The sequence below is a fragment of the Streptomyces anthophorae genome, from assembly GCF_049310305.1.
GTDB lineage: Bacteria > Actinomycetota > Actinomycetes > Streptomycetales > Streptomycetaceae > Streptomyces.
The window spans coordinates 3,985,667-4,008,392 of sequence record NZ_JBLWQQ010000001.1; the positions used below are offsets into that span (position 1 = coordinate 3,985,667).

20 protein-coding genes are annotated in these 22,726 nt (G+C 70.9%); 4 read left to right on the forward strand and 16 right to left on the reverse strand.

Going from position 1 to position 22,726, the window contains the following annotated elements; genetic code table 11:
- Positions 1 to 19: 19 nt before the first annotated feature.
- Genes ACNYS0_RS17840 through ACNYS0_RS17870 form a run of 7 tightly spaced genes read right to left on the reverse strand, consistent with a single transcriptional unit; the run spans position 20 to position 7,779 of the window.
- Positions 20 to 2,521: an NADH-quinone oxidoreductase subunit G gene (locus ACNYS0_RS17840; protein ID WP_422474819.1), complete on the reverse strand. Its 2,502-nt coding sequence runs from the start codon at positions 2,519 to 2,521 to the stop codon at positions 20 to 22.
- Positions 2,518 to 3,885 (reverse strand): NADH-quinone oxidoreductase subunit NuoF, encoded by a 1,368-nt coding sequence (gene nuoF / locus ACNYS0_RS17845; RefSeq protein ID WP_422474821.1) that lies wholly within the window; start codon positions 3,883 to 3,885, stop codon positions 2,518 to 2,520. The genes ACNYS0_RS17840 and nuoF overlap by 4 nt, the downstream gene beginning before the upstream one ends.
- Entirely contained in the window at positions 3,885 to 4,745 is an 861-nt protein-coding gene (gene nuoE / locus ACNYS0_RS17850) for an NADH-quinone oxidoreductase subunit NuoE (protein ID WP_422474823.1), read from the reverse strand. Before nuoE ends, nuoF begins: the two co-directional genes overlap by 1 nt.
- The gene (locus tag ACNYS0_RS17855; RefSeq protein ID WP_422474825.1) at positions 4,742 to 6,073 is read right to left on the reverse strand and encodes an NADH-quinone oxidoreductase subunit D; all 1,332 of its coding nucleotides are present in this window, start codon (positions 6,071 to 6,073) and stop codon (positions 4,742 to 4,744) included. Before ACNYS0_RS17855 ends, nuoE begins: the two co-directional genes overlap by 4 nt.
- The gene (locus ACNYS0_RS17860; RefSeq protein WP_422474827.1) at positions 6,070 to 6,834 is read right to left on the reverse strand and encodes an NADH-quinone oxidoreductase subunit C; all 765 of its coding nucleotides are present in this window, start codon (positions 6,832 to 6,834) and stop codon (positions 6,070 to 6,072) included. The genes ACNYS0_RS17855 and ACNYS0_RS17860 overlap by 4 nt, the downstream gene beginning before the upstream one ends.
- Positions 6,831 to 7,385, reverse strand: coding sequence for a NuoB/complex I 20 kDa subunit family protein (locus ACNYS0_RS17865; protein WP_422408828.1), 555 nt, complete (start codon positions 7,383 to 7,385; stop codon positions 6,831 to 6,833). Before ACNYS0_RS17865 ends, ACNYS0_RS17860 begins: the two co-directional genes overlap by 4 nt.
- 34 nt (positions 7,386 to 7,419) lie before the next feature.
- A complete protein-coding gene (locus tag ACNYS0_RS17870; RefSeq protein WP_007383963.1) occupies positions 7,420 to 7,779 on the reverse strand; it encodes an NADH-quinone oxidoreductase subunit A in 360 nt (119 codons plus the stop codon).
- Positions 7,780 to 8,489: 710 nt separating this feature from the next.
- Between ACNYS0_RS17870 and ACNYS0_RS17875 the strand changes: the two genes are divergently transcribed.
- Positions 8,490 to 9,320, forward strand: a complete 831-nt coding sequence (locus ACNYS0_RS17875) for a C40 family peptidase (protein ID WP_422474829.1) — start codon at positions 8,490 to 8,492, stop codon at positions 9,318 to 9,320.
- A gap of 209 nt (positions 9,321 to 9,529) precedes the next feature.
- Here the strand turns inward: ACNYS0_RS17875 and ACNYS0_RS17880 are convergent, their stop codons facing one another.
- Complete coding sequence (locus ACNYS0_RS17880; RefSeq protein ID WP_422474831.1) at positions 9,530 to 9,856, reverse strand: putative quinol monooxygenase; 327 nt, start codon at positions 9,854 to 9,856, stop codon at positions 9,530 to 9,532.
- Between the two features lie 74 nt (positions 9,857 to 9,930).
- Positions 9,931 to 11,232 (reverse strand): geranylgeranyl reductase family protein, encoded by a 1,302-nt coding sequence (locus ACNYS0_RS17885; protein WP_422474833.1) that lies wholly within the window; start codon positions 11,230 to 11,232, stop codon positions 9,931 to 9,933.
- Between the two features lie 187 nt (positions 11,233 to 11,419).
- On the opposite strand from ACNYS0_RS17885, the gene ACNYS0_RS17890 reads away from it, so the two are divergent.
- Together ACNYS0_RS17890 and ACNYS0_RS17895 are read left to right on the forward strand one after the other, a co-directional pair.
- A complete protein-coding gene (locus ACNYS0_RS17890; RefSeq protein WP_422474835.1) occupies positions 11,420 to 11,923 on the forward strand; it encodes a GNAT family N-acetyltransferase in 504 nt (167 codons plus the stop codon).
- 111 nt (positions 11,924 to 12,034) lie between these two features.
- A complete protein-coding gene (locus ACNYS0_RS17895; protein ID WP_422482690.1) occupies positions 12,035 to 12,391 on the forward strand; it encodes a PASTA domain-containing protein in 357 nt (118 codons plus the stop codon).
- On the opposite strand, the gene ACNYS0_RS17900 is transcribed toward ACNYS0_RS17895, so the two are convergent.
- The 7 genes from ACNYS0_RS17900 to ACNYS0_RS17930 form a co-directional block, all read right to left on the reverse strand.
- Positions 12,375 to 14,576 (reverse strand): hypothetical protein, encoded by a 2,202-nt coding sequence (locus tag ACNYS0_RS17900; protein WP_422474837.1) that lies wholly within the window; start codon positions 14,574 to 14,576, stop codon positions 12,375 to 12,377. The two genes, ACNYS0_RS17895 and ACNYS0_RS17900, sit on opposite strands and share 17 nt — an antisense overlap.
- A gap of 171 nt (positions 14,577 to 14,747) precedes the next feature.
- A complete protein-coding gene (locus ACNYS0_RS17905; RefSeq protein ID WP_422431767.1) occupies positions 14,748 to 15,443 on the reverse strand; it encodes a demethylmenaquinone methyltransferase in 696 nt (231 codons plus the stop codon).
- 1,313 nt (positions 15,444 to 16,756) lie between these two features.
- Entirely contained in the window at positions 16,757 to 17,362 is a 606-nt protein-coding gene (locus tag ACNYS0_RS17910; protein WP_422474839.1) for an imidazolonepropionase-like domain-containing protein, read from the reverse strand.
- Between the two features lie 7 nt (positions 17,363 to 17,369).
- Positions 17,370 to 18,569, reverse strand: coding sequence for a cyclic dehypoxanthinyl futalosine synthase (mqnC, locus tag ACNYS0_RS17915; RefSeq protein ID WP_422474841.1), 1,200 nt, complete (start codon positions 18,567 to 18,569; stop codon positions 17,370 to 17,372).
- Between the two features lie 77 nt (positions 18,570 to 18,646).
- Complete coding sequence (locus tag ACNYS0_RS17920; protein ID WP_422482692.1) at positions 18,647 to 19,360, reverse strand: prepilin peptidase; 714 nt, start codon at positions 19,358 to 19,360, stop codon at positions 18,647 to 18,649.
- A 47-nt stretch (positions 19,361 to 19,407) separates the two neighbouring features.
- Positions 19,408 to 21,048 (reverse strand): serine/threonine-protein kinase, encoded by a 1,641-nt coding sequence (locus ACNYS0_RS17925; RefSeq protein WP_422474843.1) that lies wholly within the window; start codon positions 21,046 to 21,048, stop codon positions 19,408 to 19,410.
- Between the two features lie 261 nt (positions 21,049 to 21,309).
- Positions 21,310 to 22,182: a menaquinone biosynthetic enzyme MqnA/MqnD family protein gene (locus tag ACNYS0_RS17930; protein WP_422474844.1), complete on the reverse strand. Its 873-nt coding sequence runs from the start codon at positions 22,180 to 22,182 to the stop codon at positions 21,310 to 21,312.
- A gap of 290 nt (positions 22,183 to 22,472) precedes the next feature.
- Between ACNYS0_RS17930 and ACNYS0_RS17935 the strand changes: the two genes are divergently transcribed.
- Positions 22,473 to 22,676: a cold-shock protein gene (locus ACNYS0_RS17935; protein ID WP_003998944.1), complete on the forward strand. Its 204-nt coding sequence runs from the start codon at positions 22,473 to 22,475 to the stop codon at positions 22,674 to 22,676.
- Positions 22,677 to 22,726: the final 50 nt, after the last annotated feature.

Genomic DNA, 22,726 nt, shown 5'->3' on the forward strand with positions numbered 1-22,726 from the left:
TGGCTCATTCCGAGTGGGTTCATGACTGCACCTCCGGGGTTCCGGCGGCGACGGCCGGGCCGATCTTCACCAGGTCGCCGGGCACGGCCCCCGTGTCCGAAGCGACGCCGCCGCCCTCGGAGTTGAGCGGCAGCCACACGACGCGGTCGGGCATATCGGTGACCTGGAGCGGGAACGCGACGCTGCCCAGGGCCCCGGTGACCGTCAGTACGTCGCCGTCCTTCACGCCCGCCTCCGCGGCGGTCGCGGCGGACACGCGCGCGTGGGCGGCATGCCGGGTCCCGGCGAGCGCGTCGTCACCCTCCTGGAGGCGGCCCAGGTCGAGCAGCAGCCGGTGTCCGGCGAGTACGGCCTCCCCGGAGGAGGGGCGCGGCAGCTGACCCGTCGTCTCCAGCGGCTCCGTCGCGTGCGGGCCGTCCCAGTTGCCCAGGCGGTCCAACTCGCCGCGCAGCGAGCGCAGATCCGGCAGCCCCAGGTGGACGTCCATCGCGTCCGCCACCATCTGCAGCACGCGCGCGTCCGTGGGCGCGACGCGCCGTGTCATCTGGTCGGGCTTGAGTGCCGCCTCGAACATCCGGGCACGGCCCTCCCAGTTGAGGAACGTGCCCGCCTTCTCGGCGACCGCGGCCACCGGGAGGACGACGTCGGCGTGGTCGGTGACCTCGCTGGGCCGCTGCTCCAGGGAGATCAGGAAACCCACCTCGTGAAGGGCTTCACGCGCGCGTGCCGGCGACGGCAGGTCGGCGACCTCGACACCGGCCACCACCAGGGCTCCCAGTTCGCCGGTGGCCGCGGCCTCCACGATCTGCCCGGTGTCCCGGCCGAAGCGGTGCGGCAGTTCGGCCACACCCCAGGCGGCGGCGACCTCGTCCCGCGCGCGCGGGTCGGTCGAGGGCCTGCCGCCCGGCAGCAGCGAGGGCAGCGCGCCCGCCTCGACGGCGCCGCGCTCACCGGCCCGGCGCGGAATCCACACCAGCTCGGCCCCGGTCGCGGACGCGGCCCGTACCGCGGCGGTGAGACCGCCCGCCACAGCCGCGACCCGCTCGCCGACGACGATCACGGCGCCCTCGCCGCGCAGCGCCTGCGCGGCGTCCGCTCCCCCGCCTTCGAGGCCGACACCGGAGGCGAGCGCGTCGAGCCACTCGGGCTCGGTGCCGGGAGCGGCCGGCAGCAGCGTGCCGCCCGCCTTCTCCAGGCCGCGCGTCTCGTGCGTGGCCAGCGAGTAGACCTTCTGGCCATGGCCCCGCCACGCCTTGCGGAGCTTGAGGAAGACGCCGGGCGCCTCCTCCTCCGACTCGAACCCGACGAGGAGAACGGCCGGGGCCTTCTCCAGCTTCGTGTACGTGACCCCGCTGCCGTCCAGGTCGCGACCGCGACCGGCGACGCGCGCCGCCAGGAAGTCGGCTTCCTCGCTGCTGTGCACGCGCGCGCGGAAGTCGATGTCGTTCGTGTCGAGGGCGACGCGCGCGAACTTGCTGTACGCGTAGGCGTCCTCGACGGTGAGGCGGCCACCGGTGAGCACGCCCGTCCGGCCGCGGGCGGCGGCGAGCCCGCGCGCGGCGGCCTCCAGCGCCTCCGGCCAGGAAGCGGGCCGCAGTTCACCGCTCTCCGCGTCCCGTACGAGGGGGTGGGTGAGCCGGTCGGGCTTCTGCGCGTACCGGAAGCCGAAGCGGCCCTTGTCGCAGATCCACTCCTCGTTGACCTCGGGGTCGTTGGCCGCGAGGCGCCGCATGACCTTGCCGCGCCGGTGGTCCGTGCGCGTCGCGCAGCCGCCGGCGCAGTGCTCGCACACGCTCGGCGACGACACGAGGTCGAAGGGCCGGGAGCGGAACCGGTACGCCGCCGAGGTCAGCGCGCCGACCGGGCAGATCTGGATGGTGTTCCCGGAGAAGTACGACTCGAAGGGGTCGCCCTCACCCGTGCCGACCTGCTGGAGCGCGCCGCGCTCGATCAGCTCGATCATCGGGTCGCCGGCGATCTGGTTGGAGAACCGGGTGCAGCGGGCGCACAGCACGCACCGCTCGCGGTCGAGCAGCACCTGCTTCGAGATCGGGACCGGCTTCTCGTAGGTGCGCTTCTTGCCCTCGAAGCGCGAGTCGGCCTGGCCGTGCGACATCGCCTGGTTCTGGAGCGGACACTCGCCGCCCTTGTCGCAGACCGGGCAGTCGAGGGGGTGGTTGATGAGCAGCAGTTCCATGACCCCCTTCTGCGCCTTCTCGGCGACCGGGGAGGAGAGCTGGCTCTTGACCACCATGCCGTCGGTGCAGGTGATGGTGCAGGACGCCATCGGCTTGCGCTGGCCCTCCACCTCCACGATGCACTGCCGGCAGGCGCCTGCGGGGTCGAGCAGCGGGTGGTCGCAGAAGCGCGGGATCTCGATGCCGAGCATCTCGGCGGCCCGGATGACCAGGGTCCCCTTGGGGACGCTGATCTCGATGCCGTCGATCGTCAGCGAAACGAGGTCTTCCGGCGGAACCGCCGCCTCGCCGCCCCCGGAGGGAGCGCTAGCGGTCACAGTCATGCGTTCACCTCCGTGCGGTGCTTGTCGCCCCGGTCCGCCCAGAGCGTCGACTTGGCCGGGTCGAAGGGGCAGGCCTTGCCCGTGATGTGCTGCTCGTACTCCTCGCGGAAGTACTTGAGCGAGGAGAAGATCGGCGAGGCGGCGCCGTCGCCGAGGGCGCAGAACGACTTGCCGTTGATGTTGTCGGCGATGTCGTTCAGCTTGTCGAGGTCGGACATCGTGCCCTTGCCGGCCTCGATGTCGCGGAGCAACTGCACGAGCCAGTACGTTCCTTCACGGCACGGCGTGCACTTGCCGCAGGACTCGTGGGCGTAGAACTCGGTCCACCGCGTGACCGCGCGCACGACGCAGGTCGTCTCGTCGAAGCACTGCAACGCCTTCGTGCCGAGCATCGATCCGGCGGCTCCGACTCCCTCGTAATCAAGGGGTACGTCGAGGTGCTCGTCGGTGAACATCGGCGTCGAACTGCCGCCGGGTGTCCAGAACTTGAGGCGGTGGCCGGGCCGCATGCCGCCGCTCATGTCGAGGAGCTGGCGCAGCGTGATGCCGAGCGGGGCCTCGTACTGGCCGGGGCTCGCGACGTGGCCGCTGAGCGAGTAGAGCGTGAAGCCCGGGGACTTCTCGCTGCCCATCGATTTGAACCAGTCCTTGCCCCGATTGATGATGGCGGGAACCGACGCGATGGACTCGACGTTGTTCACCACAGTGGGGCAGGCGTAGAGGCCCGCGACGGCAGGGAAGGGGGGACGGAGTCGCGGCTGACCACGGCGGCCTTCGAGCGAGTCCAGGAGTGCGGTCTCCTCACCACAGATGTACGCGCCCGCGCCGGCGTGCACGGTGAGTTCGAGATTGAGACCGCTGCCCAGGACGTTCTGCCCGAGATACCCCGCGGCGTAGGCCTCGCGCACGGCCTCGTGCAAGCGCCGCAGTACGGGGACCACTTCACCGCGCAAGTAGATGAACGCGTGCTCGGAACGGATCGCGTAACACGCGATCACGATGCCCTCGATGAGGCTGTGCGGGTTCGCGAAGAGGAGCGGGATGTCCTTGCAGGTCCCCGGCTCCGATTCGTCGGCGTTGACAACTAGATAGTGCGGCTTGCCGTCTCCCTGCGGGATGAACTGCCACTTCATCCCCGTCGGGAATCCGGCGCCACCACGCCCGCGGAGCCCCGCGTCCTTCACATACGCGATCAGGTCGTCCGGTGCCATGGCGAGGGCCTTGCGCAGCCCCTCGTATCCCTCGTGCCGGCGGTACACATCCAAAGACCAGGACTTGTCCTGGTCCCAGAAGGCCGACAGGACCGGAGAGAGCAGCTTCTCCGGGCTGGTGTCGTTGTTCTCGATCTCGGCTGCCAAGGTCATCACTCCCCCTCCTCGGCGGTCGGTCCCGCTGGGTGCTGCGGGTCGGAGGCCGACGTGTCCTGCGGCGCGTCGTGCGAGCTCAAGTGCTCCGTGGGCGACGGATCGTGGGCCGGCTCGCCCTCGATGCCCTCGCCGCGCGGGTGGACCACGCGCGCGGGCTCCGTCTCGCCCTTGGCCAGCCGGAGCCCGATCAGCGAGGCGGGCCCCGCGCTGCCGCCGGCCTCGACGGCCCCTTCGCGCTCGTCGGGGAATCCGGCCAGGATGCGCGCGGTCTCCTTGAAGGTGCACAAGGGAGCGCCGCGCGTGGGTGACACCTCGGCGCCCGAGCGCAGGTCGTCGACGAGCTGCTTGGCGGTCTCGGGCGTCTGGTTGTCGAAGAACTCCCAGTTGACCATCACCACGGGAGCGAAATCACAAGCGGCGTTGCACTCGATGTGCTCCAGCGTGATCTTGCCGTCGTCCGTGGTGCCGTTGTTGCCGACCTCGAGGTGCTCCTGGAGCGACTCGAAGATGGCGTCGCCGCCCATGACGGCGCACAACGTGTTGGTACAGACGCCCACTTGGTAGTCGCCGCTCGGCTTCCTTCGGTACATCGTGTAGAAGGTCGCGACGGCCGTGACCTCGGCGGTGGTCAGGCCGAGCATGTCCGCGCAGAACTGCATGCCGGTGCGCGTGACATGCCCTTCCTCCGACTGCACGAGGTGCAGCAGCGGAAGCAGTGCCGAGCGGGAGCCGGGGTAGCGGGAGATGATCTCCTTCGCGTCGGCCTCGAGCCGGGTTCGGACGTCGTCCGGGTAGGCGGGCGCGGGCAGCTGTGGCATGCCCAGACTCACGCCCTGCTCCGAAGAACTGGTGGTCACCGGTCGACGCCTCCCATCACGGGGTCGATGGACGCGACGGCGACGATGACGTCGGCGACCTGGCCGCCCTCGCACATCGCCGCCATGGCCTGAAGGTTGGTGAAGGACGGGTCGCGGAAGTGGACCCGGAACGGGCGGGTGCCGCCGTCGGACACGGCGTGCACACCCAGCTCGCCCTTGGGCGACTCCACGGCCGTGTAGGCCTGCCCCGGCGGGACGCGGAAGCCCTCGGTCACCAGCTTGAAGTGGTGGATGAGGGCCTCCATGGAGGTGCCCATGATGTTCTTGATGTGGTCGAGCGAGTTGCCGAGACCGTCCGGGCCGAGGGCCAGTTGGGCGGGCCAGGCGATCTTCTTGTCGCCGACCATGACCGGGCCCGGCTCCAGGCGGTCCAGGCACTGCTCGACGATGCGCAGCGACTGGCGCATCTCCTCCAGGCGGATCAGGAAGCGCCCGTAGGAGTCACAGGTGTCGGCGGTCGGGATGTCGAACTCGTAGTTCTCGTAGCCGCAGTACGGCTGCGCCTTGCGCAGGTCGTGCGGCAGTCCGGCGGAGCGCAGGATCGGCCCCGTGGCGCCGAGGGCCATGCAGCCCGCGAGGTCGAGGTAGCCGACGTCCTGCATACGGGCCTTGAAGATGGGGTTCCCGGTGGCGAGCTTGTCGTACTCGGGAAGGTTCTTCTTCATCTTCTTCACGAACTCGCGGAGCTGGTCCACCGCGCCGGGCGGCAGGTCCTGGGCGAGTCCGCCGGGCCGGACGAACGCGTGGTTCATCCGCAGGCCGGTGATCAACTCGAAGACATCGAGAACGAGTTCACGATCGCGGAAACCGTAGATCATGATCGTGGTCGCGCCGAGCTCCATGCCGCCGGTGGCGATGGCCACCAGGTGCGAGGACATCCGGTTCAGCTCCATGAGGAGCACGCGGATGATGCTGGCGCGGTCCGGGATCTCGTCCTCGATGCCGAGGAGCTTCTCGACGGCGAGGCAGTACGCCGTCTCGTTGTAGAAGGGCGTCAGGTAGTCCATGCGCGTCACGAACGTGGTGCCCTGCGTCCACGTCCGGTACTCGAGGTTCTTCTCGATGCCGGTGTGGAGGTAGCCGATGCCGCAGCGGGCCTCGGTGACCGTCTCGCCGTCGATCTCCAGGATCAGACGCAGCACTCCGTGCGTGGACGGGTGCTGGGGCCCCATGTTGACGATGATGCGCTCGTCGTCGGACTTGGCGGCCGACTCGGCGACCTCGTCCCAGTCACCTCCGGTGACCGTGTAGACGGTGCCTTCGGTGGTCTCGCGGGGAGATGCAGAAGCTTCAGAAGGAGTGGTCACGAGTACGACCTCCGCTGGTCCGGAGCCGGGATCTGGGCGCCCTTGTACTCGACGGGGATGCCGCCGAGGGGGTAGTCCTTGCGCTGCGGGAAGCCCTGCCAGTCGTCCGGCATCATGATCCGGGTCAGCGCGGGGTGGCCGTCGAAGACGAGCCCGAAGAAGTCGTACGCCTCGCGCTCGTGCCAGTCGTTCGTCGGATACACCGGGACCAGGGACGGGATGTGCGGGTCCGCGTCGGGCGCGGAGACCTCGAGGCGGATCAGCCGGTTGTGGGTGATCGAGCGCAGGTGGTAGACGGCGTGCAGCTCGCGGCCCTTGTCCTCGGGGTAGTGCACCACCGAGACCCCCGTGCACAGTTCGAAGCGCAGGGCCGGGTCGTCGCGCAGGGTGCGGGCGACGCGGACCAGGTGCTCGCGCTCGATGTGGAAGGTGAGCTCGTCGCGGTCGACGACCGTCTTGTCGATGGCGTTCTCGGGGACGAGGCCCTGTTCCTCCAGGGCGCCCTCCAGCTCGTCCGCCACCTCGTCGAACCAGCCGCCGTAGGGGCGGGACGATTCGCCGGGCAGCCGGATCGAGCGGACGAGGCCGCCGTAGCCGGAGGTGTCACCGCCGTTGTTGGCGCCGAACATGCCGCGCTGGACGCGGATCTCCTCGCCCTGATCGCCGCGCTGCCCCGGGAGGTTGGAAGCGCTGAGGTCCTTTTCGGGGTTGACCCCGTTGGAGCCCTTCTCGGGCCCCTTGCCGTTCTGCGCGTCGCTCACCGCAGCAGCCCCTTCATCTCGATCGTCGGGAGCGCCTTGCGCGCCGCTTCCTCCGCCTCGCGGGCCGCCTCCTCGGCGTTCACGCCGAGCTTGCCGCCCTGCACCTTCTGGTGGAGCTTGAGGATCGCGTCCATCAGCATCTCGGGCCGGGGCGGGCAGCCGGGCAGGTAGATGTCGACCGGGACGACATGGTCGACGCCCTGCACGATCGCGTAGTTGTTGAACATCCCGCCGGAGGAGGCGCAGACGCCCATGGAGATGACCCACTTGGGGTTCGGCATCTGGTCGTAGACCTGGCGAAGGACGGGCGCCATCTTCTGGCTCACCCGCCCGGCCACGATCATCAGGTCCGCCTGGCGAGGCGATCCGCGGAAGACCTCCATGCCGAACCGCGCCAGGTCGTAACGGCCCGCGCCCGTCGTCATCATCTCGATGGCGCAGCAGGCGAGTCCGAACGTGGCGGGGAACATGGACGACTTGCGCACCCAGCCCGCGGCCTGTTCGACGGTGGTCAGCAGGAATCCGCTCGGCAGCTTTTCTTCGAGTCCCATTGGTCTGTGGCTCCTGGTCTCCCCTATACGGGGCTCAGTCCCATTCCAGGCCGCCGCGCCGCCATACGTACGCGTACGCGACGAAGACGGTGAGCACGAAGAGCAGCATCTCTACGAGCCCGAACACCCCGAGGGCGTCGAAGGTGACGGCCCAGGGGTAGAGAAAGACGATCTCGATGTCGAAGACGATGAAGAGCATCGCCGTCAGGTAGTACTTGATGGGGAAGCGCCCGCCACCGGCCGGCGTGGGGGTCGGCTCGATCCCGCACTCGTAGGCCTCTAGCTTGGCCCGGTTGTACCGCTTTGGACCGATAAGCGTGGCCATGACCACGGAGAAGATCGCAAAGCCTGCCCCGAGGGCTCCCAGTACGAGGATGGGCGCATAAGCGTTCACCGCTCCTCGCTCCTCTCAGTCGGCACTGACTGCTGGCGGTTGCCATGAGCCCGCGCCCGCACCCCACGTCCTGCGAACGGTCGAAGATCGCCTACATGTGAAGCGGGTCACAAGCCCAACTTGCCCCGCATCCTATGCCTGCAACTCTGTGATCTGCGACACGGGGTGCGCCAACTACTTTGTGATCTCCACCACCTGACGAAGGATCATGAAGTCGGATGAGCGGTGATCTTCACACGCGAAGCACCTGAGTGATCACCAGTGGTGACAACTTGGCCAGTAACCCCTGGTCGGAGCGGTGCGCTCACTATCAAGAGGTGGCGCATGCAAGCAAATTGGTGCTGGACGGGGTTGGCTGATAGTGGACTCCGTTCACACGTTGGAGGGATGGGTGTGAATGGAAATGGACGCGAGATGTGTTCATCGCGTGTGCACCGCGCCCCCTAGGGGTCCACTTGTGACCTGCGTCACGCGGTAGTCACACCGTCAGAAACCGGGCTTGGCCAACGGCCTCAACGGGTGGTAAGCGTGGGGCAATTCGGGCGTATTGCTGAAAACCCGTGCTCAGGACGGTGCGAGGGCTTGTCCAATATGCCCGTTACGGCGTCAATAAAGCCTGTCGGGACCCGATTTCGGCTCCCCGCTCCACAACTGTGGCGCACCACACGTTTCTTGAAGGGATCGGGGAGGCCCTGATACCGGTTGGTCTCATGTCCCACACCGCTCACATACCCAGCCACCGGAAGCCCCGCCGCAGCGCGTCGAAGATGGCCCTGCGCGCCGGAGTTACCGGTGGCGTCCTCAGCACCCTGGCAGTCGCTGGTGCGGCCGGCCCGGCCAACGCCGCCGAGCCGGTGACGCAGACCATCGAGATGCCCACGCTCACCGCCGACCTCTCCTCTCAGGTCGCCCAGTCCGCGGACGCCACCCAGCAGGCCGCGGCCAACTACCAGGTCCAGGCCGAGCGCGACGCCGCCTTCGACAAGGCCGCGGACCAGGCGAAGAAGGACCAGGTCGCCGCCGAGAAGAAGGCCGAGGCCCAGAGGAAGGCCGAGGCGAAGGCCAAGGCCGAGGCCGCCGCCAAGCGCGAGGCCGCCGAGAAGGCCGCCGCCTCCCGCTCCAGCGAGCGCACCACGCTCCAGGCGTCCGCCTCGACCTCCTCCGACGAGGCCCCCGCCCCGGCCAGCGGCTCCGCCGCTGCGGTCGTGGCGTTCGCCAAGGCGCAGATCGGTGACGCCTACGTGTCCGGCGGCACGGGCCCCAGCTCCTGGGACTGCTCCGGCCTCACGCAGGCCGCGTTCAAGCAGGCCGGTGTCGACCTGCCGCGCGTCTCGCAGGACCAGTCGGCGACGGGTACCCAGGTCGGCCTGGACAACCTCCAGCCGGGCGACATCCTCTACTGGGGCAGCTCCGGCAGCGCCTACCACGTCGCGATCTACGTCGGCGGCGGCAACTTCGTCGGCGCGCAGAACTCCTCGACCGGTGTCGTCGAGAAGCCGCTCTCCTACGACCAGCCGACCGGCGCGGTGCGCGTCCTCTGAGCCTCTCCGAGGTTCTGGTGAACTCCCGGGTCCCCAGGGACCCCTGCGGTCCGCAAAGGCCGCACACAGCCTCCTAAGGCCCCTCGCGGGCTTCACGGTGGCACGGCCGAAGGCCGCCGCTCCCCCTGCGGGGTGCGGCGGCCTTCGGTGTTTGTGCGGATAAACCGGGACAGCGCTGCCCGGGGGCGGCGCTGTCCCCCAAGGGCGGCTCAGGCCTGCGGGGAGAGCTCCCCCATCGCGCCCCAACCCTCGTTCGGGATGTCGGCGTTGATGATCTCCGGGGTGGTGGCGATCAGCGGCGCCATGGCGTCGAGGCCCGCCTTGAAGTGGTCGGAGCCCACGTGCGCGGCGCCGGCGTCGCCGTCCCGGAAGCCCTCCAGGAGCACGAACTGGTTCGGGTCCTCGACGCTGCGGGACCAGTCGAAGAAGAGGTTGCCCTCCTCGGCGCGGGTGGCCGCGGTGAACGCGGCGGTCTTCTCCAGCCACGAGTCGGCGTGCTCGGGGCGGGCGGTGAACTTCACGGCGATGAAAATCATGGGTCCACCCTCCCCCGAGCCGCCCGGCCCGGCAAAGTCGGGGCCGGGCACGAGCACCGCGCGAAGGCTCCGGGTCAGGCCTTCGGGGCGACCTTGCTCAGCCCGTTGATGACCCGGTCCATCGCGTCGCCGCCGGTCGGGTCCGTCAGGTTCGCCAGCATCTTCAGCGTGAACTTCATCAGCATCGGGTGGGTCAGACCCCGCTGCGTCGCGATCTTCATGATCTTCGGGTTGCCGATGAGCTTCACGAAGGCGCGGCCCATCGTGTAGTAGCCGCCGTAGGTGTCCTTGAGGACCTTCGGGTAGCGCTGGAGGGCCAGTTCGCGCTGGGCGTCGGTGGCACGCGCGTGTGCCTGCACGATGACGTCGGCCGCGATCTGGCCGGACTCCATGGCGTACGCGATGCCCTCGCCGTTGAACGGGTTGACCAGGCCGCCCGCGTCCCCGACCAGGAGCAGGCCCTTGGTGTAGTGCGGCTGACGGTTGAAGGCCATCGGGAGGGCGGCGCCGCGGATCGGCATCGTCATGTTGTCCGGGGTGTACCCCCAGTCCTCGGGCATCGACGCGCACCAGGCCTTGAGGACCTCGCGCCAGTCCAACTCGCGGAAGGCCTTCGAGGAGTTCAGGATGCCCAGGCCCACGTTGGACGTGCCGTCGCCCATGCCGAAGATCCAGCCGTAGCCGGGCAGCAGCCGGTCCTCGGCGCCGCGCCGGTCCCACAGCTCCAGCCAGGACTCCAGGTAGTCGTCGTCGTGGCGGGGCGACGTGAAGTACGTACGGACGGCGACGCCCATCGGGCGGTCCTCGCGGCGGTGCAGGCCCATCGCGAGCGAGAGCCGCGTGGAGTTGCCGTCGGCCGCGACCACCAGCGGGGCGTGGAAGGTGACCGGGGTCTTCTCCTCGCCGAGCTTCGCGTGCACGCCCGTGATGCGGCCCGTGCGCTCGTCGATGATCGGGGCGCCGACGTTGCACCGCTCGTACAGGCGGGCGCCGCCCTTCTGCGCCTGCCGCGCGAGCTGCTCGTCGAAGTCGTCGCGCTTGCGAACGAGTCCGTAGTCCGGGTACGAGGCGAGGTCGGGCCAGTCGAGCTGGAGGCGGACGCCGCCGCCGATGATGCGCAGGCCCTTGTTGCGCAGCCAGCCGGCCTCCTCGGAGATGTCGATCCCCATGGAGACGAGCTGCTTGGTGGCGCGCGGGGTGAGGCCGTCGCCGCACACCTTCTCGCGCGGGAAGGCCGTCTTCTCCAGCAACAGGACGTCGAGGCCGGCCTTGGCGAGGTAGTAGGCGGTCGTCGAACCGGCGGGTCCGGCCCCGACGACGATCACGTCCGCGCTGTGCTCAGCTTTGTCGGTGAGCCGCTTGGGCTGCTCGGTCACGGCGGGTTCTCCCCAGGCTCGAAAACGGTGTGCCGTCCGGCACGGACATGGGCAGTCTATTCACCGCAGGCCGCCGATCCTTGATCGGTCCTCGCCCCCGACGGCCTGCTCGTCCGGCCGGGGGTCCGGGGGTTGCCCCCGGGAGAATGCAGCAGCGACTGCGATCACCCAGCCGAAGGGCCAGCCCATGAGTCGAGTTCTGCCCGCCGTGGATCTGCGCGTCCCCACCCATGAGGACGCGCTCGCCTGGCACGGGGTGTTCGACCACCCCGATGTCATGGAGTTCCACGGAGGCAAGTCGGCGGATCTCTCCGTGTACGAGGAGCTGACCGCGCGGCAGCGCAGGCACGAGGCGGAGCGCGGGTTCTGCCTGTGGACGATGACCGACGCCGTCGGCGACGTCATCGGGTTCACGGGCGCGCAGCCGTGGGAGCGGGAGTGGGGGCCGACCGGCGAGATCGAGATCGGCTGGCGGCTCGGGCGCGCGTACTGGGGGCAGGGGTACGCGACGACGGCCGCGCACCTGACGCTGGAGCGGGTCCGGGCCGCGGGCGTACCGAGCGTCGTCGCGATGGTCGACGCCGGCAACGAGCGGTCGATCGCGGTGACCCGGCGCCTGGGCATGGAGCTGGCCGAGACGTTCGTGACGCCGACCGGGAAGCGGGGGCACTGCTTCCGCCTGGAGTTCTGACCCCGCCCGCCGGAGCGCTGACCGGACCTTCCGGACACCACACCCCAGGAGCTACCCTTCCGGTACCTCCTGGGGGTGACATCTGTGGTGAAGACACCCAAGACGCCCAAGATGCCGGATGCCGGGCCGCCGGACGTTCCCGTGCCGAAGCTCGTCGGCCTGATGGCGGTCGACGCGCGGCAGGCGGCCCATGAGCACGGCGTGCTGATCGTGGCGGCGGACCGGGACGACTTCGACCGGGTGACGGTGGAGTACGTGGTGCGCCAGTACCCGCTGCCCGGCGTCGAGGTGCCGCGGGACGCGGTCGTCACGGTCTGGTTCGACCTCGGTGAGGGCGAGGGCGGTGGCGGCGGGGCCGGCGTGCGCGTGCCGCGGGCGCCGGGTCCCCGGGGCGGCGGCATGCGCAGGGAGCTCGGCGAACCGGACGAGCCGCCCACGCGCGCCGGGTCGTTCAGTCCGTGTCCGTGAGCCGCCAGGTGTCGAGCCCCACCCGGTAGATCTCCTCGGACTCGGCCCAGACGTCGTCGTTCACGGTGAGCAGGATCGCGTACTCGGTGCCGTCGGCGCCGATGTAGGACTGGTCGACGCAGTGGAGGGTCTGCCCGGCCCCGTTCTCGTAGGTGTACTCCCAGCGCGCGCCGGGCCGCCCCTGGAAGGTGTTCCTCTCCAGGCGCACCCGCTGGTAGTTCGCCTTGTCCTTGTCCGCCCGGGCGTGCTTCTCCATGTTCAGGAGGTTGCCGTACGAGGTGTAGTCGGCGTTCGGGATGACGCCGACCAGGTAGTGCTCGAGGCCGGTGCTGCCCGCGTACGTGACCTGGCTGCCGTTCTCGACGCCCTGGCGGGACCACGCATCGGGGACGGCGAAGGAGAAGCCGAGGCTGTCGGTGACCCGGTGGTAGCCGGCGGGGACGGTGGCGGGTGCGGACGCGGCCGTGGATGCGGAGTCAGCAGTGGAGTCGGAGGCGGGGGCGGAGGCGGAGGCGGACGGGCTCGGTGAGGCCGAAGGGCCCTCGGTGCTCGCGGCGGCCACCGGCTTGTCGTCCTTGGCGCTCGACCCGCCGTCCCCGTCCCCGTTCCCGGCGCCCTGAAGGAGCAGCACCCCGGCCGCCGCACCACCGCCGATCACGAAGGCGCCCACGATGGTGCCGACCCAGACACCGACGCCGCGGCGGTCGACGGGAGCCCGCTGCCCCGCGTCCAGGCCCAACAGGCGCAGCAGATACGGCGCAGCGAGGACGCCGCAGCCCACCCACAGCAAGCCGAACAGCAGCAGTTCCGGCATGCCAAGGCCGGCCTCGACGCGCCCGTCGGCGAGGACATCGCCGGCGAGCCCGCCCGAGCCCTCGGCCTCCAGGCCACCGACGGCGGCGAGGATCAGCAGCAGAACGTAGAAGACGCCGCCCCCGAGGAACATCTCGCGGCGTTCGCGCGAGCGCCGCGCGATGACGCAGCCGACGAGCAGCGCGAGCAGCAGCCCCGCCGCGGCGACGCCGACCACCGCCCCGGTGCCGGCCTCGTCGCCGAGCTGCCCCCAGCCGAAGGACTCCTTCTCGTACGTCCCGCCACCCGCGAGACCGGAACCGCGCGCCTGCGCCTGGAGCGGTGCGCCCCACAGGAAGCCGAGCGCCATCACGGCGACGTTGGGCAGACAGAGCAGGAGCAGGACGATGCCGCCCGCGGTGCCGCCCGCGTCGCTCGCGTCGTCGGTGCCCGAGGAGTCGAAGCCGTCGCCCGCGACGGCGCCCACCACGAACGCCGCCACGAGCGCGAGCGGCAGCACCCACGCCGTCGCCCGCACCGCGGAGCCGAAGGCCCGGCCCGCGAGCGCGACACCGGGGCGGACGGTCAACCACTCGGCGATGTCGGCCCGTTGGAAGACGCCCACGGTCACGATCACGCCCAGCGCCAGCGTGCACAGCGCCACCATGAACGGCGCCGAGACGAACTCCACCTGCTGGATCTCCGGCTGCCCGAACAGGGCGAGCACCACGGTGCCCGCCATCGCGAGCAGGCCGACCCGGACGGCCACCTCGAGCCCCAGGGTGCGGTCCGGCCGGGGCGTCCAGGCGGCCGTCGCCGCGTGCGTGTCGAGCATCCGCGTACGCAGCATGCGCACGCCGGTCAGCAGCGCGACGCTCCACAGCACCGCGACGAGCAGCGGCGGCATCGACACGCTGATCGAGCCGTCGATCGAACCGCCGGCCGAACCGCTGACGGTGTCGAGCGACGAGCCCCGGCTGTGGCTCCGCACCTCGAAGCCGCCGCCGAGCCCGTGCATGAGCACGGCGAGGGCGATCCTCATCCGGTCGCCGAATCCGACGAAGTCGCCGTCGTCGGCGTTCTGACCGTACGTGGGGATCGCGAGCCCGACCGCGCCGACCAGCAGCAGTCCTACCGGCCACAGGGCGGCCTGAGCCGCGCCCGGCCAGTCGCCGCGCAGCGCCCTGCCGAAGAAGGCGCCCACGGCCGAGGGCCGCCCGGCGGGCTCCGGCGGGTGCGTGGGCGGCGGCGGGGCGGTGGGCGGCGCCGCCGGTGGCCGCGGTGGCACGGGGCCGGCCTGGTCGGCGGGCCGGCGCTCCTGGCCGCAGCTCATGCAGAAGCGCGCTTCGTCGGGCGAGGCGGCCCCGCAGTGCGGGCAGTTCGACGACGGCATGGCGGCCCCCCGTGGCGTCGGGTACGGCGGGGCACGCCCCGTCGCTCACCGGAGCCGGAGGTCCCCCACTCTCAACGGACACATCCTGTCCGCCGCCCGGTTCCCCTCAACGCGTTTGCCGTCAGGCACAGTTGAACCGTTACGCGCGCGTGCTCACGTACGCGCGCGTGCTCACGCCTTCTTGTAGCCGCGGTGCAGCGTGACGATGCCGCCGGTGAGGTCCCGCCAGGCCACCCGCTGCCAGCCGACGCCCTGCATCAGCGCGGCCAGCTCGGGCTGCGTGGGCCAGGCGCGGATCGACTCGGCGAGATAGACGTACGCGTCCGGGTTCGAGGACACCGCGCGGGCGACCGGCGGCAGGGCGCGCATCAGGTACTCGGTGTAGACGGTGCGGAAGGGGGCCCACGTCGGGTGGCTGAACTCGCAGATGACGACGCGGCCGCCCGGCTTGGTGACGCGGTGCATCTCGCTCAGCGCGGCCTCGGTCTCCTGGATGTTGCGCAGCCCGAAGGAGATCGTCACGGCGTCGAACGTGTCGTCCTTGAACGGCAGCTTCGTGCCGTCGCCCGCCGTGAACGGCATCCACGGGTGGCGCTGCTTTCCCACGCGCAGCATGCCGAGGGAGAAGTCGCAGGGGACGACGTACGCACCCGCCTGGGCGAAGGGCTGCGAGGAGGTGGCGGTGCCGGCGGCGAGGTCGAGGACCTTCTGGGCGGGGCGGGCGTCGACGGCCTTGGCGACCTCCTTGCGCCACAGCCGGGTCTGTCCCAGGGACAGCACGTCGTTGGTGAGGTCGTACTTCTCCGCCACGTCGTCGAACATCGAGGCGACTTCGTGGGGCTGCTTGTCCAGGGATGCACGGGTCACGGCGCCATTGTGTCAGGCGGCCCGCGACGGGTGGCGGTGACCCGTGCCCGGGGCGGGGCCCCTCGTGAGGGTCCGGCGGAGCCGGGGTGCGCCATGCCGGGGCGGCACCTCGCCGTATGGGTTCGGCGCAGCCGGGGCGACGCCATGCCGGAGTCGACGCCCACCGCGAGCGTCCCGCGGCACCGGAGCAACGCCTTACCGGGCCGACGCCCACCGTAAGAGTTCGGCGCAGCCGGGGCGACGCCATGCCGGAGTCGACGCCCACCGCGGGCGTTCCGCAGCACCGGAGCAACGCCTTACCGGGCCGACGCCCACCGTAAGAGTTCGGCGCAGCCGCCGACTGCGTCGGTCCCCGCCCATCTCCCACCCACCCGCCCCCTCCGGGGGCTCGGCCCCCGTGGGCCCGGGCCGTGCCGGGGTGGCACTCGTCGTTTCCGTGGGACGGCGCCGAAGACCCGCACCACCCTTACGCGGCACCGGGCTTGTAACCCGTACCGGGGCGATGCCCGACCCTTGCGTTGCCCTGCACCGGGGTGCCGCCTTGCCCACCCTGCCGCCCAAGGCGGCAGATTGCCCAAGGCGGTTGCGGCCGACGGCCATGGGCGGGGAGCCGTGGTGGGCGGGGGCGCCACCCCGCGAGGCCGACGTCCCCGGAGGGGGCGGGCGGGTGGGAGATAGGTGGCGGAGTCGGGCGGGGGCACGGGTGGGCAGGGGCGGCCCTCGACGTACGGGACGTGGAGCCGTGGTGGGCCGGGCCCCCTCGCAGCATCGGGCGGGAAGTCCGGGCGGGCGGCGGATCCCCCAGGGCGGATGCGGCCCACGCGGCACCGGGCTGACAGCCGCAGTGGACGGCGGATCACCCAAAGCGGGGCAGCCTACGCGGGACCAGGCAGGGAGCCGCAGTGGGCGGCGGATTACCCAAGACCAGGGGGCAACCCACGCGGAGGCAACCCTCGTCGTCCCGGGCGGGAGCCACAGTGGGCGGCGGGTTGCCCAAGGCGAGGGCGCCACCCCCGCGAGGCCGGCCTTCCCGGAGGAAATAGGTGGCGGAGTCGGGCGGGGTCACGGCCAGGGCCATCGCCTGCGGGTGGGCGGGACGATCAAGCACCGCCCTGTGACGGGGGCCAACGAGGTCCGGGGCGGAGCCCCAATCTTCAAGCCCCGCCGACGATTGAGGCGCGGGGTCCCGATCTTTCAAGCCCCGCCGGCGATTGAGGCGCGGGGTCCGGGGCAGAGCCCCGAGGCCGTAACGCCGGTGCGGCAGAACAGCACCGGCACCGGCACCCACACCCCCCGGCCCCCCGGCGGAGCCGTCAGTGGGAGCGGTAGACCAGTCGCCCGCCGACCACCGTCGCCACACACGTGGTCGCCCCCTTGGCCACCAGTTCCGCACGGTCCGCCACGTCGAAGACCGCGAAGCGTGCCGGTCCGCCGACGGTCAGGGCCGGCAGCAGGACCATCGGCCGCGGGGACAGCGACACCGGCCCCGGCAGCCGCTCGGGCCGGGCGCCGAACGCGAGGCCCGAGCGCCGCGCCACCTCGAGGACCGCCTTGGAGCGGAGCTCACCCGCGAGGGCCACCGTCCCGTGCGCGAACAGCCGCTGCACGCCCCGCCGGGCGCTCGCGCCGAGCCGGGACGGGTCCGCGCGGAAGATCTCCCGCGCCCGCTCGCCGCCGATCGGCACCGTCCCGTAGGTGTCCGCCTCACGCGGATCCGGGTGGTACGTGTGCTCGAGGATCTCGGGACCGTACGGGTTGAGGAGCCCGGGAGTCAGGATGCCGGGCCAGCGCCGCACCCGCGCCTGCGCTGGGCCGTCGAGCGCCGCGGCCAGTTCCTCGTACGGGCCGAGCGCCTTGATGGTCTCGCCCTCGACGAGGACGGCCGCCCCGTCGGCCTCGGTGACGTGAAGTGTCGCCAAGGCGGGCTCAGTTGGTGGAGACGAGCTTCAGCTCGGGGTGAGCCGTCCCGCCGTCGATCGCGGTCGACGAGATGTGCGAGGTGACACGGTCGTCGACCGGGTCGTTCGCCGGGTCGTCGTGCACGACGAGGTGCTCGTACGTCGTGGCGCGCTGCGCGGGAACGCGACCGGCCTTGCGGATCAGCTCGATGATCTCCATGCGGTTGGAGCGGTGCTTGGCACCGGCCGAGGAGACCACGTTCTCCTCCAGCATGATCGAGCCGAGGTCGTCGGCGCCGTAGTGGAGCGACAGCTGACCGACCTCCTTGCCGGTGGTCAGCCACGAGCCCTGGATGTGCTGGACGTTGTCCAGGAAGATCCGGGCGATCGCGATCATCCGCAGGTACTCGAAGAGCGTGGCCTGCGTGCGGCCCTTCAGGTGGTTGTTCTCCGGCTGGTACGTGTACGGGATGAAGGCGCGGAAGCCGCCCGTCTTGTCCTGCGTGTCACGGATCATGCGCAGGTGCTCGATGCGCTCGGCGTTGGTCTCGCCCGTGCCCATGAGCATCGTGGACGTCGACTCGACGCCCAGGCGGTGCGCCGTCTCCATGATCTCCAGCCAGCGCTCGCCGGACTCCTTGAGCGGGGCGATCGCCTTGCGGGGGCGCGCCGGGAGGAGTTCCGCGCCGGCGCCCGCGAAGGAGTCGAGGCCGGCTGCGTGGATGCGCTGGATCGCCTCCTCGACGGACACCTTGGAGATGCGGGCCATGTGCTCGACCTCCGAAGCGCCGAGGCTGTGGATGACCAGCTCGGGGTACGCCTTCTTGATGGCCCCGAAGTGCTCCTCGTAGTACTCGACGCCGTAGTCCGGGTGGTGGCCGCCCTGGAACATGATCTGCGTGCCGCCCAGCTCGATCGTCTCCGCGCAGCGCCGCAGGATGTCGTCGAGGTCGCGCGACCAGCCCTTCTTGGTGTCCTTGGGGGCCGCGTAGAAGGCGCAGAACTTGCACGCCGTGACGCACACGTTCGTGTAGTTGATGTTCCGCTCGATGATGTACGTCGCGATGTGCTCGATGCCCGCGTACTTGCGGCGGCGGATCGCGTCGGCGGCGGCGCCGAGCGCGTGCAACGGGGCGTCGCGGTAGAGGGCGACGGCCTCCTCGGGGGTGATCCGCCCACCGTCGGCGGCGCGGTCGAGGACGGACTGAAGCGCGGCCTTCTCGGTCACCGGGCGAGCCCCTTTCGAGGATTCTGACGAGTCCGAGCTGGAATCTCGACGAGTCTGAGCTGAAATCTCAGCGTACGTCAGGCTCCCAGGCCGCCCAGCAGAACCCCCGCGAGGGCGCCCAGAATCATGAAGGGGCCGAAGGGGATCTCGGTCCCGCGCCCGGCCCGCCGCGTCACCACGAGGGCCAGGGCGTACAGGCCGTTGAACAGCACTCCGGCGAACGCCCCCAGGAACAGCACGCCCCACCCGTACCAGCCGAGCGCCGCGCCGAGCCCCACCGCGAGCTTCACGTCCCCGAAGCCCATGCCCTTCGGGTAGGCGAGGAGCAGGAGCAGGTATCCCGCGCCGAGGCCGAGCGCGCCCCACAGCGCGCCGCTCCACTCCCCGCCGGCCTCCGGCAGCAGCGCCGCCGCGCCGAGCGCGAGCACGGTGAGCCCGGCGAGCGGCAGCGTGAGCACGTCGGGCAGCCGCTTCACCGCGAAGTCGACGGTGGCCAGGAGCACGCCGAGCGGTGCGACCAGCAGCCAGGCGCCCAGTTCGGGGCGGGTGCCGGTGGCGGTGGCGAGCAGCGCGCAGACGAGCGCGGTGCCGGCGGAGAGCCCGGCGGCCCGGGGCCCCGGTCGCGGCCCCAGCCAGCCGCGGGCCGGGCGCCACGGCTCCCCGGGTTCGACGGACAGCCGGTACGCGGGCCGCGGCAGGAGCAGCCCGCAGGCCGCGCCCCACACCGCGGCGAGCACCACCAGCACGACCGGCGCACCGGCCTCGGTGGCGATCAGCGGTCCCCCTTGCACCACGCCTCCTTGCACCACGCCTCGCCCGCTCTCTCCCGCACCGGGCCTCAGCCGCCCGTGACCCGGTCGAGGTCCGCCGTGGGATTGCCCGCGGCCGGGTACTGCGAGGTGTATTCGAGGGACGCGCCGTGCCGGGTGAGGCGCACGGTGTGCGGGCCCTTCGCGCAGGTGCCCGGGTTGCCGGGGGCGGCCCTGCCGTCGGCGACCAGCACCTTGCCGTCGGCGGACCTCAGGGTCAGTACGTCGACGCACTGGATGCCCAGCGGGTCCGTCGACGTCACCTTGCCGACCTGCTTGTGGGCCCTGGCCTGCTTCAGGTCGACGCGGAACGTGCCGAAGGAGACCCCCGCCTGCTTGGCGGGCCCGTCCCACGAACCCAGATAGAACTTCGGCACGCCCGGCGCCTTCGGGGCGGCGGACGAGGCGGGCCCGGCATCGCTCGCGCTGCCCTGGTCGCTGTCGCCGCCCTCGCTCGGCAGCACGTTGAACAAGACCGCTCCGCCGACGGTCACCGCCGCGAACGCGCCGGCCACGGCGAGCGCCACCGTGCAACTGACGCGGCGGCCCCGGCCGTTCGGCCTGTCGGGGGTCGAGCTCGCCGTCACGGACATCGACAGGCGCCCCGGCGCGGCGTCCCGCTCCGGCCCCTCGGTGGGCGGCCCCTCCGTACGGGGCGTGGGCACGGGCGCGTACGACGGATCCGGCGGTCCGAAGACGCCCGCGGGCCGCGAACCCCCGGAGACGGCGGGGCTGCTGAACTCCATGGGCCCCGAGTGCGGGACGTCGGCGGGCGCGCCCTCCAGGTCCAGGAGCCGCACCGCGCCGCGCGACACCTCTTCCACCATCGGGCCCGGCAGCCACCCCGCCCGGACGAGCCGCGCCGCGCCGTCCGGGGCGAGGCGCCGGGCGATCTCCTCGGGAGCGGGGCGCGCGGCCGGGTCCTTCGCGAGGCAGGCCGCGGCGACCTCCCGCAGCTCCCCGGTGAGCGAGCCGAGTTCGGGCTCCTCGTGGACGACCTTGTAGAGCAGCGCGGCCGACGAGTCACCGGGGAAGGGGGAGGATCCCACGGCCGCGTAGACGAGGACCGCGCCGAGCGAGAAGACGTCGGCGGCGCCCGTGACGCCCTTGCCGAGGATCTGCTCGGGCGACATGTAGCCGGGCGAGCCGATGGAGACGCCGGTGGAGGTGAGCGAGGCCGTGCCGTCGGTGGCGCGGGCGATGCCGAAGTCGATGAGCCGCGGGCCATCGAGGGTCAGCAGCACGTTCGAAGGCTTCACGTCGCGGTGCACGAGCCCCAGGCCGTGCACGGCCGCGAGCGCCTCGGCGAGGCCGGCCCCCAGGGCCCGCACGGAATGCTCGGGCAGGCCGGAGCCCTCGCTCGCGGCCTGGGTGAGGGAGGGGCCCGCGACGTATCCGGTCGCCACCCAGGGCACCTCGGCGTCCGGGTCGGCGTCGAGCACCGGCGCCGTCCAGGCCCCGCCGACCCGGCGGGCCGCCTGCACCTCACGTTTGAAGCGCGCCCGGAATTCGTCGTCGAGCGCGAAGTGCGGGTGCACGATCTTCACGGCGACGGTGCGCCCTCCGGCGCTGCGGCCCAGATACACCCTGCCCATGCCGCCCGAACCGATCCTGCCGAGCAACCGGTAGGGCCCCACCACCGTGGGTTCGCCGGTCTGAAGCGGCTGCATGATGCGGACCTCCCCCGTGTGCACGCACGCACCAGCAGCGTAGCCCCGCGCGTCATCCGCGCACACGCCTCTCGAACGCACCGGAACACATCCAGAACACATCCGGAATCCGAACACATCGGGAGCACACGGAAGCACGGGGTGGATCACCGTGAATTCATGCCGAATTCACCCCTCCGGGCGGAATTCCCGTACAAGGTTCCGGGAATCCCGCGCCGGAGAACGCCGCGCCCCAGGGGCCACGGGTGCGTACCGGGGAATTCACGACATCAGCAGCTCGACCCGTACATCCGCGGGAAATCCCGTCGTGGGGCCGACCCGCCGCGCGAACTCCGTGACGCCTTCCAGCTGCGCGGACCCGAAGCGGAAGTCGAGTGTCGTGAAGTACTCCTCCAGGACCTTCTCGTCGAAGACCTCCCAGCGCGCCGCCTGCTCGGCGACCTTGGCGACCTCTTCGAGGGACAGATCGCGCGAGGCCAGGAACGCCTCGTGCACCTTCTGCGTGATCTGCGGTTCGCGCTCCACGTACTCCTTGCGCGCCGCCCACACCGCGAAGACGAACGGAAGGCCGGTCCACTCCTTCCACAGCGCGCCCAGGTCGTGCACCTCCAGGCCGAGCCGCGGGGCGTCGTGCAGATTGGCCCGCAGCGCCGCGTCCCCGATGAGTACGGCCGCCTCCGCGTCCTGCATCATCAGGCCCAGGTCGGGCGGGCACGTGTAGTAGTCGGGCTGGACGCCGAAACGCTCGGCCAGCAGCAGCTGCGCGAGCCGCACCGACGTCCGGGAGGTGGACCCGAGGGCGACACGCCGGCCGTCCAACTGGTCGAGGGGAACCTGCGAGACGATCACGCAGGACATCACGGGGCCGTCGCAGCCCACGGCGAGATTCGGGAAAGCGACGAGGTCGTCGGACGCCTTGAGGAACTCGACGAGGGTGATGGGACCGATGTCGAGGTCACCGTTCACCAGCTGCTCGCTCAGCTTCTCCGGCGTGTCCTTCGTCAGCTCGAAGTCCAGGAGCGAGCCCGTCCTGGCAAGTCCCCAGTACAGGGGCATGCAGTTCAGGAACTGGATGTGGCCCACTCGCGGACGGGTGCGCCGCGCGGCCTTCAGGGTCTCGGGAGAATTGTCCACATCGCGAGACTAAACCCCATGCGGTACGGTGCGGGATCCGGGTCGGCGCGGCCTCGGGTCAACCCTCACGGCGCCCCGATCAAACCTGAGGGTGACGTGATCTTGCCCTCTATTGCATTCGGCTGCCTGCGTGCTAGGCTCGCCGCAAGTTGCAGTTTGGTTTCCCTTGCAGTACAGAGCCTGCGGAGCATGTGACCGCGGGCTCTCGTCGTTTTCAGACTTTTGCAGTTGTTCGCAAGCGCATTTGCAGGTTCTGGAGCAGGGCAACCCTTTGGCCCATGGGAGGGCTTATGGCTACCGGAACCGTGAAGTGGTTCAACGCTGAAAAGGGCTTTGGCTTCATCGCCCAGGAAGGCGGCGGCCCGGACGTTTTCGTCCACTACTCCGCGATCAACGCAAGCGGCTTCCGCTCCCTCGAGGAGAACCAGGCCGTGTCCTTCGACGTCACGCAGGGCCCGAAGGGCCCGCAGGCGGAGAACGTCACCCCCGTCTGATCCCTTCGTGATCACACGGTGGTTGCCGTGATCTGATCCGGAACCTAGTG